Source organism: Roseovarius sp. (assembly GCF_040223625.1).
In the GTDB taxonomy this organism is placed as follows: domain Bacteria; phylum Pseudomonadota; class Alphaproteobacteria; order Rhodobacterales; family Rhodobacteraceae; genus Roseovarius.
In genome coordinates, this window is record NZ_JAVKFX010000059.1 from 17,337 (window position 1) to 32,455 (window position 15,119).

17 protein-coding genes are annotated in these 15,119 nt (G+C 66.7%); 6 read left to right on the forward strand and 11 right to left on the reverse strand.

What is annotated here, in order from left to right; genetic code table 11:
• Positions 1-12 precede the first annotated feature (12 nt).
• From RLN94_RS16980 to RLN94_RS16995, 4 genes are all read right to left on the reverse strand, one after another.
• Positions 13-1,338, reverse strand: coding sequence for a TRAP transporter large permease (locus RLN94_RS16980; RefSeq protein WP_350080984.1), 1,326 nt, complete (start codon positions 1,336-1,338; stop codon positions 13-15).
• Positions 1,335-1,937, reverse strand: a complete 603-nt coding sequence (locus RLN94_RS16985) for a TRAP transporter small permease subunit (protein ID WP_350080982.1) — start codon at positions 1,935-1,937, stop codon at positions 1,335-1,337. The genes RLN94_RS16980 and RLN94_RS16985 overlap by 4 nt, the downstream gene beginning before the upstream one ends.
• 70 nt (positions 1,938-2,007) lie before the next feature.
• Entirely contained in the window at positions 2,008-3,030 is a 1,023-nt protein-coding gene (locus tag RLN94_RS16990) for a TRAP transporter substrate-binding protein (RefSeq protein ID WP_350080980.1), read from the reverse strand.
• 107 nt (positions 3,031-3,137) lie between these two features.
• The gene (locus RLN94_RS16995) at positions 3,138-4,175 is read right to left on the reverse strand and encodes a C-terminal binding protein (RefSeq protein ID WP_350080978.1); all 1,038 of its coding nucleotides are present in this window, start codon (positions 4,173-4,175) and stop codon (positions 3,138-3,140) included.
• A 128-nt stretch (positions 4,176-4,303) separates the two neighbouring features.
• On the opposite strand from RLN94_RS16995, the gene RLN94_RS17000 reads away from it, so the two are divergent.
• A complete protein-coding gene (locus RLN94_RS17000) occupies positions 4,304-5,002 on the forward strand; it encodes a GntR family transcriptional regulator (RefSeq protein WP_350080976.1) in 699 nt (232 codons plus the stop codon).
• A 116-nt stretch (positions 5,003-5,118) separates the two neighbouring features.
• Here the strand turns inward: RLN94_RS17000 and RLN94_RS17005 are convergent, their stop codons facing one another.
• From RLN94_RS17005 to RLN94_RS17030, 6 genes are all read right to left on the reverse strand, one after another.
• Complete coding sequence (locus tag RLN94_RS17005; protein ID WP_350080974.1) at positions 5,119-5,319, reverse strand: Trm112 family protein; 201 nt, start codon at positions 5,317-5,319, stop codon at positions 5,119-5,121.
• The gene (locus RLN94_RS17010) at positions 5,316-5,963 is read right to left on the reverse strand and encodes an LON peptidase substrate-binding domain-containing protein (protein ID WP_350080972.1); all 648 of its coding nucleotides are present in this window, start codon (positions 5,961-5,963) and stop codon (positions 5,316-5,318) included. The genes RLN94_RS17005 and RLN94_RS17010 overlap by 4 nt, the downstream gene beginning before the upstream one ends.
• Positions 5,964-5,990: 27 nt before the next feature.
• Positions 5,991-6,911 carry a tetratricopeptide repeat protein gene (locus tag RLN94_RS17015; protein WP_350080970.1) on the reverse strand — a complete coding sequence of 307 codons (921 nt, stop codon included), beginning with the start codon at positions 6,909-6,911 and terminating at the stop codon, positions 5,991-5,993.
• A gap of 53 nt (positions 6,912-6,964) precedes the next feature.
• Complete coding sequence (gene xth, locus RLN94_RS17020; RefSeq protein WP_350080968.1) at positions 6,965-7,753, reverse strand: exodeoxyribonuclease III; 789 nt, start codon at positions 7,751-7,753, stop codon at positions 6,965-6,967.
• 105 nt (positions 7,754-7,858) lie between these two features.
• Positions 7,859-8,836 carry a zinc-dependent alcohol dehydrogenase family protein gene (locus RLN94_RS17025; RefSeq protein ID WP_350080966.1) on the reverse strand — a complete coding sequence of 326 codons (978 nt, stop codon included), beginning with the start codon at positions 8,834-8,836 and terminating at the stop codon, positions 7,859-7,861.
• 235 nt (positions 8,837-9,071) lie between these two features.
• Positions 9,072-9,758, reverse strand: coding sequence for a response regulator transcription factor (locus RLN94_RS17030; protein WP_350080963.1), 687 nt, complete (start codon positions 9,756-9,758; stop codon positions 9,072-9,074).
• A 168-nt stretch (positions 9,759-9,926) separates the two neighbouring features.
• Between RLN94_RS17030 and ribA the strand changes: the two genes are divergently transcribed.
• Entirely contained in the window at positions 9,927-11,018 is a 1,092-nt protein-coding gene (ribA, locus tag RLN94_RS17035) for a GTP cyclohydrolase II (protein ID WP_350080961.1), read from the forward strand.
• Positions 11,019-11,133: 115 nt separating this feature from the next.
• Here the strand turns inward: ribA and RLN94_RS17040 are convergent, their stop codons facing one another.
• Positions 11,134-11,862, reverse strand: coding sequence for a FadR/GntR family transcriptional regulator (locus RLN94_RS17040; RefSeq protein WP_350080959.1), 729 nt, complete (start codon positions 11,860-11,862; stop codon positions 11,134-11,136).
• Between the two features lie 61 nt (positions 11,863-11,923).
• Between RLN94_RS17040 and RLN94_RS17045 the strand changes: the two genes are divergently transcribed.
• From RLN94_RS17045 to RLN94_RS17060, 4 genes are read left to right on the forward strand one after another with little or no spacing between them, the layout of a single operon-like run.
• On the forward strand, positions 11,924-12,724 hold the full coding sequence (locus RLN94_RS17045; RefSeq protein ID WP_350080957.1) for a DUF2182 domain-containing protein: 801 nt from the start codon (positions 11,924-11,926) through the stop codon (positions 12,722-12,724).
• Between the two features lie 3 nt (positions 12,725-12,727).
• Positions 12,728-13,432, forward strand: coding sequence for a DUF1326 domain-containing protein (locus RLN94_RS17050; RefSeq protein WP_350080955.1), 705 nt, complete (start codon positions 12,728-12,730; stop codon positions 13,430-13,432).
• Between the two features lie 6 nt (positions 13,433-13,438).
• Positions 13,439-13,954, forward strand: a complete 516-nt coding sequence (locus tag RLN94_RS17055; RefSeq protein ID WP_350169310.1) for a DinB family protein — start codon at positions 13,439-13,441, stop codon at positions 13,952-13,954.
• A gap of 5 nt (positions 13,955-13,959) precedes the next feature.
• The gene (locus RLN94_RS17060) at positions 13,960-15,069 is read left to right on the forward strand and encodes a dimethylsulfoniopropionate demethylase (protein ID WP_350128481.1); all 1,110 of its coding nucleotides are present in this window, start codon (positions 13,960-13,962) and stop codon (positions 15,067-15,069) included.
• Positions 15,070-15,119 lie beyond the last annotated feature (50 nt).

Below are 15,119 nucleotides of genomic sequence, written 5' to 3' on the forward strand. Positions count from 1 at the left end.
ATGACGTCCCGCTCAGTAAACCGCGATCTGCGGGAAGAGGATCAGCAGCCCGACCGCCAGGACCTGCAGGCAGATGAACGGCACGAGAGAGCGGAAGATCTCGCCCAGGGTGATCTCGGGCGGGGTGACGCTTTTGAGGTAGAACGCGGCCGGCCCGAACGGGGGGGTCAGGAAGGAGACCTGCATGTTCATGGCGAACAGGACCCCGAACCAGATCGGATCGAGGCCGAGGTCGCGGATGACCGGCACGAAGATCGGCATCGTCAGAAGCGCGATCCCGACCCAGTCGAGGAACATGCCCAGCAGGAACAGGATCAGCATCATCGTCAGCACGATGATCGTCGGGTTGTCGGACACGCCCGTGATCAGGGAGGAGATGAAGTCGATGCCGCCCATCAGGTTGTAGACGCCCACCAGCGCGCTGGCGCCGATGCCGATCCAGACGATCATGCCGACCGTCATCAGCGTCTGGCGGGCCGCGTCGAGCAGCATGGGAAAGCTGAATTCGCGGCGCACGATGGTGGACAGGATCACCCCGGCGACGCCCACGGCCGAGGCTTCGGTGACCGAGGCGATGCCGCCATAGATCGACCCCAGGACGAAGATGACGACCAAAAGCGGGAGCACGAGCCCCTTGAGGAGCGCCCGGCGCGCGGGGGCGGCTATCTGCTCGGCCTCGGGCGGGGGGGCGGCGGTGGGGTCGGTGTAGGAGCGGAACAGGACATAGGCCACGTAGAAGGCCGCCAGCATGAAGCCGGGGACGAAGGCGGCGGTGAACAGGTCACCGACCGAGACGTTCGCCGTCAGGCCGTAGATGATCAGCACGATCGAGGGCGGCACCATGGTGCCGAGCGATCCGCCGGCGCAGACCACGCCGATCGCGAGGCGGCGGTCATAGCCCTGGCGCAGCATCTGCGGCAGCGCGACCAGGCCCAGCAGCACGATCTCGCCGCCGATGATGCCGCTCATGGCGGCAAGGATGACGGCGACGAAGATCGTCTGCACCGCGACGCCCCCGCGCACGCGGCCCGCGATCAGCTTCATCGCGTCGAACAGGTCGCGGGCGATGCCGGACCGGTCGAGGATGGCGGCCATCAGCACGAACATCGGCACCGACACGAAAACGAAGGAGGAGACGAAGGAATAGACCCGGCTGGTGATCAGCGGCACCGCCGCCGGCCCGAACCAGCCGATGGCGAAGAGCAGGGCAACCAGAAGCGTGACCATCGCCAGCGGCATGCCGGTCAGCAGCAGGAACAGGAGCAGGCCGAACATGACCAGGGTGCCGGTCTCGATACCCAGTGCGCTCAGGTCCATGAAGGAGGAAAGGAAGGTCATGACCGGTCCGTCTTTCCGGGGGTTGCGGACTTGAAGGCGGCCCGCATGTAGTTGATGGCGAGAACCAGGAACTGTCCGCACATCACGATCAGAACGATCAGGAGGAAGATCTTGACCAGGGCCGGCGCGGGCGAATTCCAGGCGCTTCCGCTGGTCTCGAGATAGAAGTCGCCCGAGGGCCGCATCGTGGCCTTCCTGACCATCCGCCACGCGGCCCAGGCGAAGAAGCCGGTGGAGAAGGCGCATAGCAGGGAAATCACGATGTCGAGTATCTGCCGGGCGCGTCCCGCCACGAGATCGTAGAGCAGCACGACACGGATGTGGGTGTTGCGAATGACGCAGAGCAGCCCGCCGAAGATGAAGGTGATCGCGCTGAGGAAGATCGAGGTCTCATGCGCCCAGGTGGTGGGGGCATTGAAGAAGTACCGTGTCACCACTTCCAGAACGAGCACCGCCGCCGCCAGAAGGATACCGGCCGCGAATATCCCCGTGAGCCGGGAGAGGCCCCGGCCGAGGCGCCCGGATTCGGGCAGGGGAGAGTGCAGAGAGGCGACCGCGTCGGGCAGGGCCTCGCTGGTCGCAGTGTCGCGTCGTGCCATTTCTGAACGTGTCCGCATGAGGGCAGGGGAGGGCAGGCGGGCGGTCGATCCGTCCGCCTGCCGCGAGGGTTCAGTCGAGCATGCCTTGCTCGGACAGGTATGTCGTCAGCGTATCATAGACGTTCCGGGCGTTCTCGGACTGGCCGGCCATGGTTTCCCACTGTTCCATCGCGATGGTCCGGAAGCGGGCGCGTTCGTCGCTCGACCAGTTGTGCACGGTGATGTCGGGATCGGCCTTTGCCTCGGCGACGGCCTCGAGATCCTTGATCGACAATTGCGCCACCATGTCCGAGGCCAAATCGCGCACCGACACGGTCATGATCTCCTGCAGGTCCTCGGGCAGCTCGTTCCACTTGTCGAGGTTCATGGCGACTTCCACCAGCGGCATGGAGTGGAAGCCCGGGTAGACCGGGTGATTGCCCGCGTCGTGCAACCCCTGCGAGTGGTTGGTCGAGAAGACCGTCGAGTCGGCCGCGTCGATCACGCCCTTGTCCAGCGCGGTGAAGACCTCGGCATAGGGCAGGTTCACCGGCACGGCGCCGGCCGCGTCGAAGACCTGCTGGATCAGCCCCTCGGGGGCGCGAACCTTGAGGCCCTTGAGATCGTCGACACCGCTGAGGGGAACGCTGGAGACGAAGCCTTCGAGCCCCGTGGTCGTCGCGCCCACGAAGCGGAGGTTGTAGGGCTCCTCCAGCGCGCGCATCAGTTCGTTGCCGCCGCCATAGCGCATGAAGCGGAACATCTCCTCGGGCGACGACCAGGCGCCGATCGGGTTCGCGATCAGGCCGAAGGCCGGGTCCTTGCCGGAAAAGTAGCTGACATCGGTGATATGCCCGTCGAGGATGCCGGCGCCGACGGCATCCTGGGTTTCGTTGTACTCCACGACGGCGCCCACCGGCAGCAGCTCTATCTCGATCCGGCCGCCGCTCATCAGCTCGACACGCTCGGTCCATTCGTTCTGGATCATGAAGTTCGGGTTGCCGGCCGGGTCGACCGACTGGAACTTGAACGAGTAGTCCTGTGCCGCCGCCGGCAACGCCGCCGCCGCGCTCAACGCGCCTGCGGCGACCATCATGCTTATCTTGTAGGTCATGTCTTTGCTCCTCCCATGGATGCTCTGGTCATTCGGGACGACCGGGCCTGTGGCCCGGGCTCCCTCCGTCGGCCTGCGGAGGCCGTTCGGGTTCCGCAGGCGTTGGTCTATTCGGCCGCTGTCATGGCGGCAGGGGCCGGTTTGTTCACGAGGTTGCGGATGCGGCCCTCGGCCACGCACATCACCGCCGTTTCCACGGCAAGGCGGCGGGCATCGGCCACGCTTTCGGGGCTGGACCAGGCCGCGTGGGGCGACAGCAGGAGCCGCTCGCCCGTCAGCGGATCGGCGCGATCGGCATAGGCGCGCGCGATGGCGTCCTCGGGCGCGGGCGGCTCTGTCGGCAGCACGTCGAGCCCGGCCCCCGCGATCACGCCGTCGCGCAGTGCCGCCAGCAGGGCGGGCACGTCCACGATGGCGCCGCGCGCGGTGTTGATCAGGATGGCGCCGGGCTTCATCAGCTTCAGCGTCTCGGCGTTGATCATGCCGCGCGTGCCGTCGGTGAGCGGGCAGTGCAGGCTGACGATGTCGCTGGTCTCCAGCAGCGTGCGCAGGCTTTCGACCCGCCGCACGCCCACGGCAATCTCCGCACCGCGCGAGACCTGCGGGTCATAGCAGACCACGTCCAGCCCGAACGCCTTGGCGCGCAGCGCCGTGGCCGTGCCGATCCGGCCCAGCCCGATGATTCCGAGCGTTCGCCCCCGAAGCCGCCCGGTGAGCGGCGCGCGGGAATGGTCGAACCCCTCCTGCGGCGAATCCATGAGCCGGCGGTGATAGGAGCTGAGGCCGCGCTTGAAGTTCAGCATCATCGCGATGGCGTGATCCGCCACCTCGCTGGTGCCGTAATCGGGCGTGTTGCACACCGGGATGCCGCGTTCGGCGGCGGCGTCGAGGTCGATGTGATCGAAGCCGACGCCGGCGCGGACGATGACGCGGCACCGGTCGAGCCGGGCGATCACGTCGGCATCGATCGGCATTTCGTGCCAGACCACCAGCGCGTCGGCATTCTTCCACGCCTCGGCGGAGATCCGGCCGGGGTCGCGTTCGCGGAAGATGTTCCACGAGACATCCGGCCCCGCCGTTTCGCGCTCGATCGTCGCGTCGTCGGCATATTGAGCATCCGGGGTCATCAGGTGAAACTTGGGCATTTTGCTAACTTCCTCACGCAAACTGTTTACACTAGAATTCTAGTTGTACTATTGTTTGTCAAGCAGTTTGCATAAATTATGGAAAACACCTGCGCCGCGAGCCGCGGCAGGAAGCGAAGGAAACTGATGTGTCGCTAAGCAACGAGGCGTTCACCCGCATCCGCCATGCCATCGTTTCGGGCGATCTCGATTTCGGCGAGCGTCTCTCGGAAATGCAGATCGCCGACGCGCTCGGGATGAGCAAGGCGCCCGTGCGCACGGCCTTCTTCAAGCTGCGCGACATCCGCCTTGTCACCATCGTCCCTCAGGCCGGCACCTATGTCTTCTCGCCGGGCCCGGAAGACGTGCTCGAGATGAGCACCTTTCGCGCCGTGCTCGAACAGGCGGGCATGCGCCTGTCGATGCAGCAGGCGGCGCCCGTGGTTCTCGATACGCTGGAGCAGACGGTCTACCGCATGGAAAAGGCGCTGAGCCGCGGCAACTGGGCCCAGTACGAAACCGCCGACAGGGAGTTCCACGAGGTCTTCATGCGCGAATCGGGCAACAGCTTCCTGCCGCAGGCCTATGACCTGACCGCCTCGTCCATCACGGCGCTGCGCGTCCGCCTTCAGGGCGGCGAGGGCGACTATCGCGCGAGGTCGTTCGGCGAGCACAAGCAGATCCTGGCGGAGCTGAAGGCCGGGCATCTCGACGCGGCGGCGCGGATACTGGAAGATCACATCATGATCATCAACGACGCGGGCCTTGTGCTTCCGTCCAGGGACACCCCTCGGGCGAAGGCCCGAACGCGCAGCCTCGAGGAATACAAGGCCATTTTCAGCAGGTAGAGGTCTCGCCACGGCCCCCGGGATGTTTCCGGCCGGACGAAAAAGGCGCACCGCCCCGGCTTCTTCTGGCCTGAAATATCCCCGCCGGAGGCTCCCGCAGGCGCGGCCGGGCGCTGTCAGTCGAGGTGGCGCGCCTCGTCGATGAGCATCACAGGGATGCCGCCGCGGATCGGGAAGGCGAGGCCGGCGGAGGTGCTGACCAGTTCCTGGGCCGCCGCGTCGTAGCGCAGGGTGGTGTGGGTCTGGGGGCAGACCAGCGCCTCGAGCATGCGGCGGTCGGTGGCGGAGGGTTCGGGCGCCTCGGGCGTGTCGGTCATTGCAGGATTTCCTTGTCGTCGCCGCCGCGCAGGGCGTATTCGAGCAGCGTCACCAGCGTTTCGCGGCGGGTGGTCAGCGAGGGCGCCTCGAGCAGGGCCTGCTTGTCCTCGGGTTCGAACCCCAGCAGCATCGAGAGCGAGTTGATCAGCAGCTCGTCATCGGCCTCTTTCAGCGTTTCCCAGTCGGTCTGCAATTCGCGCGATTCGAAGTAGCGGGCGAGCAGGTTCATGAAGGCCTGCCGGTCGAAGCCCGCGTCGGTGTCGGCGGGGCCGAGGTCGCGGTCGAACCCGTCCCACGAGATGCGGGCACGGCGGTAGGGGGTGAAGCCGTCGACCTCTTCCAGCAGGCGGAAGCGGGACACGCCGGTGAGCGTGATCATGTAGCGCCCGTCCTCGGTCTCCGACATCTGGGTCACCCGGCCGACACAGCCGATCGCCTGCAGCCGGTCGCAATCCTTCTTGCCGGGCGCCATGCTGGGCTGGACCATGCCGATCAGCCGCCCGGGCGATTTCAGGGCGTCGTCGAGCATGGCCAGGTAGCGCGGCTCGAACAGGTGCAGCGGCAGCCGCGAGCGGGGCAGGAGAAGCGCCCCGGCCAGCGGGAAAACCGGGATCACGTCGGGAAGGTCGGCCTGGTTGATCATGACCCTCAACCTAGCCTGTTCACGGGTTCAGGCAAATATCATCGAGCTGAGTTTCCGACGGCCGTGAAGGACGATGGGATCGTTGGGTTTCAGGGCGTCGAAAATGGTGAAAAGCTGGTGCTTGGCGGCCTCGTCGTTCCATTCGCGGTCGCGCTGGAAGAGGTCGAGAAGCTGATCCACCGCTTCCTGCGTGCGGCCGTTGGCATGCAGGGCCTGGGCGAGGTCGAAGCGGGCCTGATGGTCGTCGGGGTTGGCCTCGACTGCCGCCGTCAGTTCGCCGACGGGACCGGCGCCCGCCGCCTGCTTGGCGAGGTCGAGCGCGGCGTGGGCGGCTTCCAGCTCGGGCGCCTTGGAGATCTCGGCGGGCGCGCCGTTGAGGATCGCCTCGGCCTGTTCGAGATCGTCGAGCGCGATATGGGCGCGGACGAGCCCGGCATAGGCGCGGGCGCTCTTGTCGTCTTCCTGCAGGATGGCGGCAAAGGTCTGGGCGGCGTCGGTTGCCGCGCCCTGGTCGAGCATCTCCTCGGCCGCGGTCAGCGCCTCGTCGAGCCCGCCGCTGGCGTCGCCGCCCGACTGGCCGACGATCCGGCCGATGAAGGCGTCGAGCTCGGATTGCGCCACGGCGCCCTGGAAGCCGTCGATCGGCTGGCCCTGCCAGAAGGCGTAGACGGTGGGGATCGACTGCACGCGGAGCTGGCCGGCGATCATCTGGTTCTCGTCGACATTGACCTTGGCGAGTTTCACCGCGCCCTTGGCCTTGGTCACCGCCGCCTCGAGCGCGGGGGTGAGCGTCTTGCACGGCCCGCACCACGGCGCCCAGAAATCGACGATCACCGGCACGGTCTGGCTGGCTTCGATCACCTCGGCCATGAAATCGGCCTCGGAGACATCCTTGATCAGGTCGCCGGCAGCGGCGGCGGTATTCTGGTTTTGGCCCAGTTCCAGCATTGTCGTCTCCATCGGATTGGTCTTGCCCCTATATGTGGACGGGGGCGGTGAAGTCAAAGGTCAAACGTGGCGAAAACCGGGGCGTGATCGCTTGGCTTGTCCCAGCCGCGGGCGGTGCGGAGGATGCGACTGGAATGGCCGGCATTGGCGATGTCGGCGCTGGCCCAGATATGGTCGAGCCGGCGGCCCTTGTCGGCGGCGTCCCAGTCGCGGGCGCGGTAGGACCACCAGCTGTAGAGCTGGCCCTCGGGGATGTCGCGGCGGGTGATGTCGGCCCATTTGCCGGCCTCCATCACGTCGGAGAGGTGCTCGACCTCGACGGGGGTGTGGCTGACCACCTTGAGGAGCTGCTTGTGCGACCAGACGTCATCTTCGCGCGGGGCGATGTTGAGGTCGCCCACTAGGATGGATTTCGAGGGCGCCTCCTCGCGGCACCAGTCGCGCATCTCGGTGAGGTAGTCGAGCTTCTGGCCGAACTTGTCGTTGACCTCGCGGTCGGGCACGTCGCCGCCGGCGGGGACGTAGAAATTGTGGATGACCGCGCCGTTTTCCAGCCGGCCGGCGATGTGCCGGGCGTGGCCGAGTTTCGCGAAGTCGTGGACGCCCACTTCCTCGATCGGCTGTTTGGAGAGGATGGCGACGCCGTTATAGCCCTTCTGCCCCCGCGCGATCATGTGTTTGTAGCCGAGGTTCGCGAACATCTCGGCGGGGATCTTTTCCACCGGGCTCTTGCATTCCTGCAGGCAGAGCACGTCCGGCGCTTCCTCTTTCAGGAGCTTGCAGACGATGGGCGCGCGCAGGCGGACCGAGTTGATGTTCCAGGTGGCGAGGGTGAAAGGCATGGGGTGTCGTCTCCGCTGTCAGTCGCGGGAGAGGTAAAGGCCGGGGCGGGAAACGTCCAGCCCGGGGCGGCGGGGAAATTTCGGGGGGTGAAGGGCGCGGCCCGGTCAGACCCCGTTCGGCGCCAGAAGCACCTTGCCCGAGCGTTCGCCGGCGGCGGTGTAGGCGGCGGCCTCGGCGATGTCCTCGAGGGCGAAGTGGCGGTCGACGGGCGCGCTGAGTTTGCCGGAGGCCACCAGCGCGGTGAGGTCGCCGTAGACCTTGCTGCGGCGGTCGGGGGTCGAATCCTCGAACCACTGGGCCAGCCAGAAGCCGCGGAGGGTGACGCTGGAGAAGATCAGCACCTTGGCGTCGAGCGGGGCGGGGGCCATGGACATCGCGCCGTAGCTGACCAGCGTGCCGCCGGGGGCGAGGGTGGCGGCGAGGCGGGCCATGGTGTCGCCCGCCACCGCGTCGAGGGCGAGGCGGATGGGCGCGTCGTCGGTGGCCTGGGCCACGTCGCGGGCAAGGGTCTCGCCATCGACGAGGATGGCGTCGGCGCCCATTTCCTTCAGCCCCGCCACGGCGCTTTCGCGGCGGACGACGCAGGCGACCTTGATGCCGCGGGCATGGGCGAGCTGGATCACGTAGGCGCCGACGGCGGAGTTGGCGGCGGACTGGATGATCCAGTCGCCCTCGGTCAGGTCGACGAAATCGTCGAGCAGCAGGTAGGCGGTGGCCGGGTTGATGGCGAGCATGGCAAGCTGGTCGAGGTCGCCATCGGGAAGGGGCACGAAATCGCCCGCCTCGGCGACGATCCCGGTGGCCCAGGTGCCGCTGCCGGCGGGGAGGAGGACAAGCTGGCCGCCTTTCAGCTTGGTGCCGTTGGCGTCGGCGACGCGGCCCAGCCCCTCGTTGCCGGGAACGGCGGGCAGGTCGGGTTTGACGCCGTATTGGCCGGCGATCTGGATCAGGTCGGAGGGGTTGATGGGGGCGCGAAGGACCTCGACCCGGACCTCGGAGGCGCCGAGGACGGGCTCTTCGGTCTCGACGCAGCGCAGGACCTGGGCCGGGTCGCCGAACTCTTCGTGGATCACCTGTTTCATCGGGAGGCTCCTTTGGTTGCTGGTCCCGATATTGGGGCTCGGGGCGGATATGCCAAAGGGTGACGCGGCGGGAGGGGGCAGGTTACGGGGGATACGACCCGTCCACCAAAAAAAGCCCCGGCGCAATGGCCGGGGCAGTCCAACAGGGAGGTACATGTGATTGGCCGCACATGAAACGGCTTACCGGCATCTAGTCGCCAAGCGCGGCGGGTTCAATGGCCGTACGTGATTCCGTTCAGGCCAGCAGCCGATAGCCGCCGGATTCCGTCACCAGCAGGCGGGCGTTGGAGGGGTCGGGCTCGATCTTCTGCCGCAGGCGGTAGATGTGGGTTTCCAGCGTGTGGGTGGTGACGCCGGCATTGTAGCCCCAGACCTCGTGCAGGAGCACGTCGCGGGGGACGACGCCCTCGGTCGAGCGGTAGAGGAACTTGAGGATGTTCGTCTCTTTCTCGGTGAGGCGGATCTTCTTGTCGTCCTCGGTCTGAAGGAGCTTCATGGCCGGCTTGAAGGTATACGGCCCGAGCTGGAAGACGGCATCCTCGGATTGCTCGTGCTGGCGGAGCTGGGCGCGGATGCGGGCGAGCAGCACGGGGAACTTGAAGGGCTTGGTGATGTAGTCGTTGGCGCCCGCGTCGAGGCCGAGGATGGTGTCGGCGTCGCCGTCATGGCCCGTCAGCATCAGGATCGGCGCCTTGACGCCCTGCTTGCGCATCAGCCGGCAGAGCTCGCGCCCGTCGGTGTCGGGAAGGCCCACGTCGAGGATCACCAGGTCGTAGATCGTGTCCTTGACGCGTTGCATCGCCTCGGCGCCGTTGCCGGCCTCGAAGACGTCGAAATCCTCGGTCATCACAAGCTGTTCGCCGAGCGCCTCGCGCAGGTCCTCGTCATCGTCGACCAGCAGGATTTTCTTGAGCTGTGCCATAATCGCTAACCTCGTTTCGTTTCGGCAGATGTGTGCCGACGCGCCGCGCGGGGCAAGGAATATGACAGGGCGTTCACGGCCAAGTGTTAGAGGGTGGCCAATTGTTTCAATTCGTTGCAAAAGACGCTAGATCCGTTCTTCAACTTTCACACGCCGGGATGTGACCGCATGAGCCTTGCCCCTGACCTGACCGAGATCCTTGCACGGGCGCGCAGCGATCTGCGCATGGGCGTGCCGGTGGTGCTGACGGGCCCGGAGGGGGCGCTCCTGGTGCTGGCGGCGGAGACGCTGGATGGCGCAAGGCTGGCGGATATTCGGGCGCTGGGCGGGCCGCCGGTGGTGGTGATCAGTGCGCGGCGGGCCGAGACGCTGAAGGCGCGGCCCTATGACGGGGACCTGGCAAGGATCGTGCTGCCGCCGGATGCGGGGTTGCCCTGGGTGCTGGGGGTGGCCGACCCGGCCGACGACCTGCGCACGCCGATGAAGGGGCCCTTGGTGTCGGAGCGGGGCGGGGATGCCGGGCTGCACCGGCTGGCGCTGAAGCTGGCCAAGACCGCGCGGCTGTTGCCGGCGGTGCTGGTGCTGCCGCTGAAGAATGCCGCGTCGTTCTCGCAGGAGCGGCGGCTGACGGTGGTGGACGGGGCCGCGGCGGCGCCGCTGCTGGAGGCGGCCAGCCCGCTGCACCCGGTGGTGAGCGCGCGGCTGCCGCTGGCGGTGTCGGAGGCGGGCAAGCTGCATATCTTTCGGCCGGAGGATGGCGGCGAGGAGCATTACGCCATCGAGATCGGCCAGCCCCCGCGGGAGGCGCCGGTGCTGGCGCGGCTGCATTCGGCCTGTTTCACCGGTGACCTGATGGGATCGCTGAAATGCGACTGTGGCCCGCAGTTGCGCGGCGCGCTGGCGCAGATGGGCAACGAGGGGGCGGGCGTGCTGCTCTACCTCAACCAGGAGGGGCGGGGGATCGGGCTTGCCAACAAGATGCGCGCCTATTCCCTGCAGGACCAGGGCTTCGACACGGTGGAGGCCAATCACCGGCTGGGCTTCGAGGATGACGAGCGCGATTTCCGGATCGGGGCGGATATCCTCAAGCGGATGGGGTTCTCGGCGGTGCGGCTGCTGACCAACAACCCGGCGAAGATCGCGATGATGCAGCAGAACGGCATCGAGGTGGCCGAGCGGGTGCCGCTGAAGGTGGGCGAGACGGCGCATAACCGGGCGTATTTGGCGACCAAGGCGAAGAAGTCGGGCCACCTGTTATAGGCTGAGAGTTGGGGAGCCTCCGGCGGGGATACTTGGGGCCAGAAGAAGCTTGGGGTGTGCCCGTGTTTCTTCTGGCTGGAAATATCCCGGGGAGCTTGAGGGGCTGGCCCCTCAATCATCTGGCGGCGCGGGCTTCCATGACGCCGCGGCCGAGCTCGAGCGTGTAGGCGGCGAGTTCTTCCAGGGCGGTTTCCGCGGCGGCGCTGTCACCGGCTTCGATGGCGTCGGCGATGCGGGTGTGGAAGGCGACGATTGCTTCGCGCGACCGTGCCGTGAAGGTGATCATGTTCATCAGCGGCTGCATCGCCTCGACCGCGCCGGCGAGCTGGTAGCTGAGCACCGGGTTGCCGGCCGCGTCGACCAGCGCGCGGTGGAAGGTGACGTCGGAGGCGCAGAAGCTTTCGTCGGAGAGGCCGGGCTGGCCCTGGCGGTGGATCTCGGCGCGCATGGTGGCGAGGTGGTCGGGGGTTCGGCGGGCGGCGGCGAGCGGGGTGCAGGCGCGTTCGAGGGCGTAGCGGGCCTCGCAGGCGGTCTCGAAGCTGACGCCGTTCATCGACAGGAGCAGGGTGGAGGTGGTGATCTGCTGGCCGTAGGCTTCCTCGTAGGAGAGCCGGTTGACGAAAGCGCCGCCGAAAGCGCCGCGCTGGGTGCGGATGAGGGACTGGGCCGCCAGCCGCTTGAGCGCCTCGCGCACGGTGGGGCGGGAGACGTTGAATTGCTCGGCAAGTTCGGCCTCGGAGGGCAGGCGTTCGCCGGTGATCATCCGCCCTTCGACGATGGCGTCGCGGATGGCCTGCGCGATCTGGGCCGAGAGGTCGGCCTTGGGGGTTTTGGCAGTTTCCATTTGTCATACATTTAAATGTCTGACATTTTCCGCGCAAGCCACGAGTCGGGAAGGGAGGCCCATGCGCGACACGATTGCCACGCCGCTGCGGAGCGTTCTCTGGCTGGCCTTCTTCGGCGGGATACTGGCCGCGTGGGCGTGGCTTTACCAGATGGCGACCGGCATGGATCTCGACCTGATCGGACGGCCGGGCGAGATGGCGCAGCGGATGGCCGCGATGGATCCGCGGATGGACATGTACATGCCGATGGCCGAGTTCTGGCCGCTGTTTGCCATGTGGGCGGTGATGATGGCGGCGATGATGCTGCCGACACTGGTGCCGACGCTCAGAGCGTATGAAGACCTCATGATTTCGGCGAACGGGAGCTGGGGTGGCTGGCTGGGCGTGTTGACGGGATACGCCATCGTATGGATCGGCTTTGCCGCGGCGATTACCGGCGTGCAGCTGGCGCTGCTGTTCGGCGGGGTGATCGATATGCTGGGCATTCCCAAATCGATGTTGATCTCCGGCGGGCTCTTGATCGTGGTGGGGGCGTTCCAGTTCACCCGCACGAAGGAGGTTTGCCACGGGGTGTGCCACAGCCCGATGAGCTATTACCTCGGCCACTGGCGGCCGGGCACGCTGGGGGGCTTGCGCATGGGGCTGGGGCTGGGGGCGTTCTGTGCCGTCTGCTGCTGGGGCTTCATGGCGCTGGGCTTTGTCGGCGGGGTGATGAGCCTTCTGTGGATGGGGCTGGCGACGCTGTTCATGGTGCTGGAAAAATTGCCCCAGATCGGCCACCGTGTGGTGAAGCCGATGGGCGCGATACTGATGGCGGGCGGGCTGGTGGTGCTGGCCTGGCCTTTTGTGACGGGAGTATAGGACATGGCGTTGAGACGCAGGCAGGATGCCGACAAGCTGCCGATCTCGCAGCGGATCGACAACCGGATGGCGAACCCCAAGCGGCGGACGATGACGCCCACCGAGTGGAAGATCAAGGGCGAGCTGTTCCTGAACTGCTCGTGCGAGCTGTTCTGTCCTTGCGTGGTCAGCCTGGGCAAGCACCCGCCAACGGAGGGCGATTGCAAGGCGTGGATGGCGATTGCCATCGACGAGGGGCATTACGAGGGGGAAGACCTGTCGGGGCTGAACGTGGGTCTCATGGTCGAGATTCCCGGGCGGATGGCGGAGGGCGGCTGGAAGGTGGCCGCCTACGTGGACGAGCGGGCGAGCGGGAAGGCGTATAACGGGTTGTTGCAGATCTTTTCCGGCGCGGCCGGGGGGACCACGGGCCTTTTCACGATGCTGGTGAGCGATATCGTGGGCGCCGAGCGCGAGAAGGTCGAGATTGTCCGAGAGGGCAAGCGGCGGGGCCTTTATATCGGGCGCAAGATCCAGGGCGAGATCGAGATGATCGACGGGGCGAGCCCGGATCATCCGGTAATGATCTCGAACTCGAAATATTGGATGGGCCCCGACATCATCGCCGCGCGCGGGGTGAAATCGCGGGTGCGGGACTACGGGCGCATCTGGGATTTCGGCGGCAAGTCGGCCGAGATCTGTCCGATCGACTGGGGCGGGCCCAAGTAGGGAGCCATGGGCATGATCACGCCGGAGTATTGCCGCCTGATGGCGCGTTACAACGCCTGGCAGAACCGCCAGATCGAGAAGGCGCTGGAAGGCGTGCCGCTGGAGGCGCTGAAGGCGGATCACGGGGCGTTCTTCGGGTCGATCCTGGGCACGCTGAACCACCTTGTCTGGGGCGACCGGATGTGGATGAGCCGGTTCCACGAGCCTCGGGAGAAGCCGGAGGGCGGGATCAAGGACAGCACAGCGTTGTTCCCGACGCTTGGCGCGTGGAGTGCCGAGCGGTTCCGGGTGGACGGGGTGATTTCGCGCTGGGCCATGGGCCTGCATGCGGTCGAGCTGACCGGGAGCTTCCGGTTCTATTCGGGCGCGATGGGGCGCGAGGTGACGAAGCCGATCGCGCCCTGCGTGGTGCACATGTTCAACCACCAGACCCATCACCGCGGGCAGGTGCATGCGATGATGACGAGGACCGGGCTGAAAGCGCCGGTCACCGACCTGTTCATGATGCCGGACGAGGAGTGAGCCCGATGGCTGCGCCGCTTTTGTCGCCCTCACGCCGGTTGCGCCGGACGCCGTTTTCCGAGGGGGTCGAGGCGGCGGGGGTAAAGGCCTACACGGTCTATAACCACATGCTTTTGCCGACGGTGTTCCGGTCGGTGGAGGAGGATTACCATCACCTGAAGGAAGCGGTGCAGGTCTGGGACGTGGCCTGTGAGCGGCAGGTGGAGCTGCGCGGGCCCGATGCCGGGCGGCTGATGCAGATGCTGACGCCGCGGGATCTGCGGGGGATGCTGCCGGGGCAGTGCTACTACATGCCGATCGTGGACGAGACGGGGGGCATGCTGAATGATCCGGTGGCGGTGAAGCTGGCGGAGGACCGGTTCTGGATCTCGATTGCCGACAGCGATCTGCTCTACTGGGTGAACGGCGTGGCGCAGGGCTGGCGGCTGGATGTGCTGATCGACGAGCCGGATGTCTCGCCGCTGGCGGTGCAGGGGCCGAAGGCCGAGGAGCTGATGGCGCGGGTCTTTGGCGATCAGGCAAGGGATATCCGGTTCTTCCGGTTCGCGCCGCTGGAGTTCGAGGGGCGGAGCCACGTGGTGGCGCGCTCGGGCTATTCCAAGCAGGGCGGGTACGAGATTTACGTGGATGGCAGCGATGCCGGGATGCCGCTCTGGACCGCGCTGATGGAGGCGGGGGCCGATCTGGATGTGCATGCGGGCTGTCCGAACCTGATCGAGCGGATCGAGAGCGGCCTGTTGAGCTATGGCAACGACATGACCGACGACAACACGCCGCATGAATGCGGTCTGGGCCGGTTCTGCAACACGCAGTCGGCGGTGGGCTGTATCGGGCGCGATGCGCTGCTGCGGGTGGCCAAGGAAGGGCCTGTGCAGCAGATCCGGGCGCTGTCGATCGAGGGGCCGAAGGTGCCCGTCTGTGACAGGTGGTGGCCGGTGACGGCGGGTGGCAAGACGGTGGGGCGGGTGAGTTCCGCCGCGTGGAGTCCGGATTTCGAGACCAACGTGGCCATCGGCATGGTGCGGCTGACGCATTGGGATGCGGGCGACGTGGTCGAGGTGCACACGCCCGAGGGCGTGCGGCAGGCCGAGGTTCAGGCCGGGTTCTGGAACTGAGAGCGGGGAGGGGGCGCGGCCCCCGCCGGGTTTATGCCCGCGGGGCGAAA

Coding starts and splice junctions, on each gene's coding strand:
- RLN94_RS16980 (WP_350080984.1), bottom strand. CDS start 1,338: ATGACCTTCCTTTCCTCCTTCATGGACCTGAGCGCACTGGGTATCGAG.
- RLN94_RS16985 (WP_350080982.1), bottom strand. CDS start 1,937: ATGGCACGACGCGACACTGCGACCAGCGAGGCCCTGCCCGACGCGGTC.
- RLN94_RS16990 (WP_350080980.1), bottom strand. CDS start 3,030: ATGACCTACAAGATAAGCATGATGGTCGCCGCAGGCGCGTTGAGCGCG.
- RLN94_RS16995 (WP_350080978.1), bottom strand. CDS start 4,175: ATGCCCAAGTTTCACCTGATGACCCCGGATGCTCAATATGCCGACGAC.
- RLN94_RS17005 (WP_350080974.1), bottom strand. CDS start 5,319: ATGACCGACACGCCCGAGGCGCCCGAACCCTCCGCCACCGACCGCCGC.
- RLN94_RS17010 (WP_350080972.1), bottom strand. CDS start 5,963: ATGATCAACCAGGCCGACCTTCCCGACGTGATCCCGGTTTTCCCGCTG.
- RLN94_RS17015 (WP_350080970.1), bottom strand. CDS start 6,911: ATGCTGGAACTGGGCCAAAACCAGAATACCGCCGCCGCTGCCGGCGAC.
- xth (WP_350080968.1), bottom strand. CDS start 7,753: ATGCCTTTCACCCTCGCCACCTGGAACATCAACTCGGTCCGCCTGCGC.
- RLN94_RS17025 (WP_350080966.1), bottom strand. CDS start 8,836: ATGAAACAGGTGATCCACGAAGAGTTCGGCGACCCGGCCCAGGTCCTG.
- RLN94_RS17030 (WP_350080963.1), bottom strand. CDS start 9,758: ATGGCACAGCTCAAGAAAATCCTGCTGGTCGACGATGACGAGGACCTG.
- ribA (WP_350080961.1), top strand. CDS start 9,927: ATGAGCCTTGCCCCTGACCTGACCGAGATCCTTGCACGGGCGCGCAGC.
- RLN94_RS17040 (WP_350080959.1), bottom strand. CDS start 11,862: ATGGAAACTGCCAAAACCCCCAAGGCCGACCTCTCGGCCCAGATCGCG.
- RLN94_RS17045 (WP_350080957.1), top strand. CDS start 11,924: ATGCGCGACACGATTGCCACGCCGCTGCGGAGCGTTCTCTGGCTGGCC.
- RLN94_RS17050 (WP_350080955.1), top strand. CDS start 12,728: ATGGCGTTGAGACGCAGGCAGGATGCCGACAAGCTGCCGATCTCGCAG.
- RLN94_RS17055 (WP_350169310.1), top strand. CDS start 13,439: ATGGGCATGATCACGCCGGAGTATTGCCGCCTGATGGCGCGTTACAAC.
- RLN94_RS17060 (WP_350128481.1), top strand. CDS start 13,960: ATGGCTGCGCCGCTTTTGTCGCCCTCACGCCGGTTGCGCCGGACGCCG.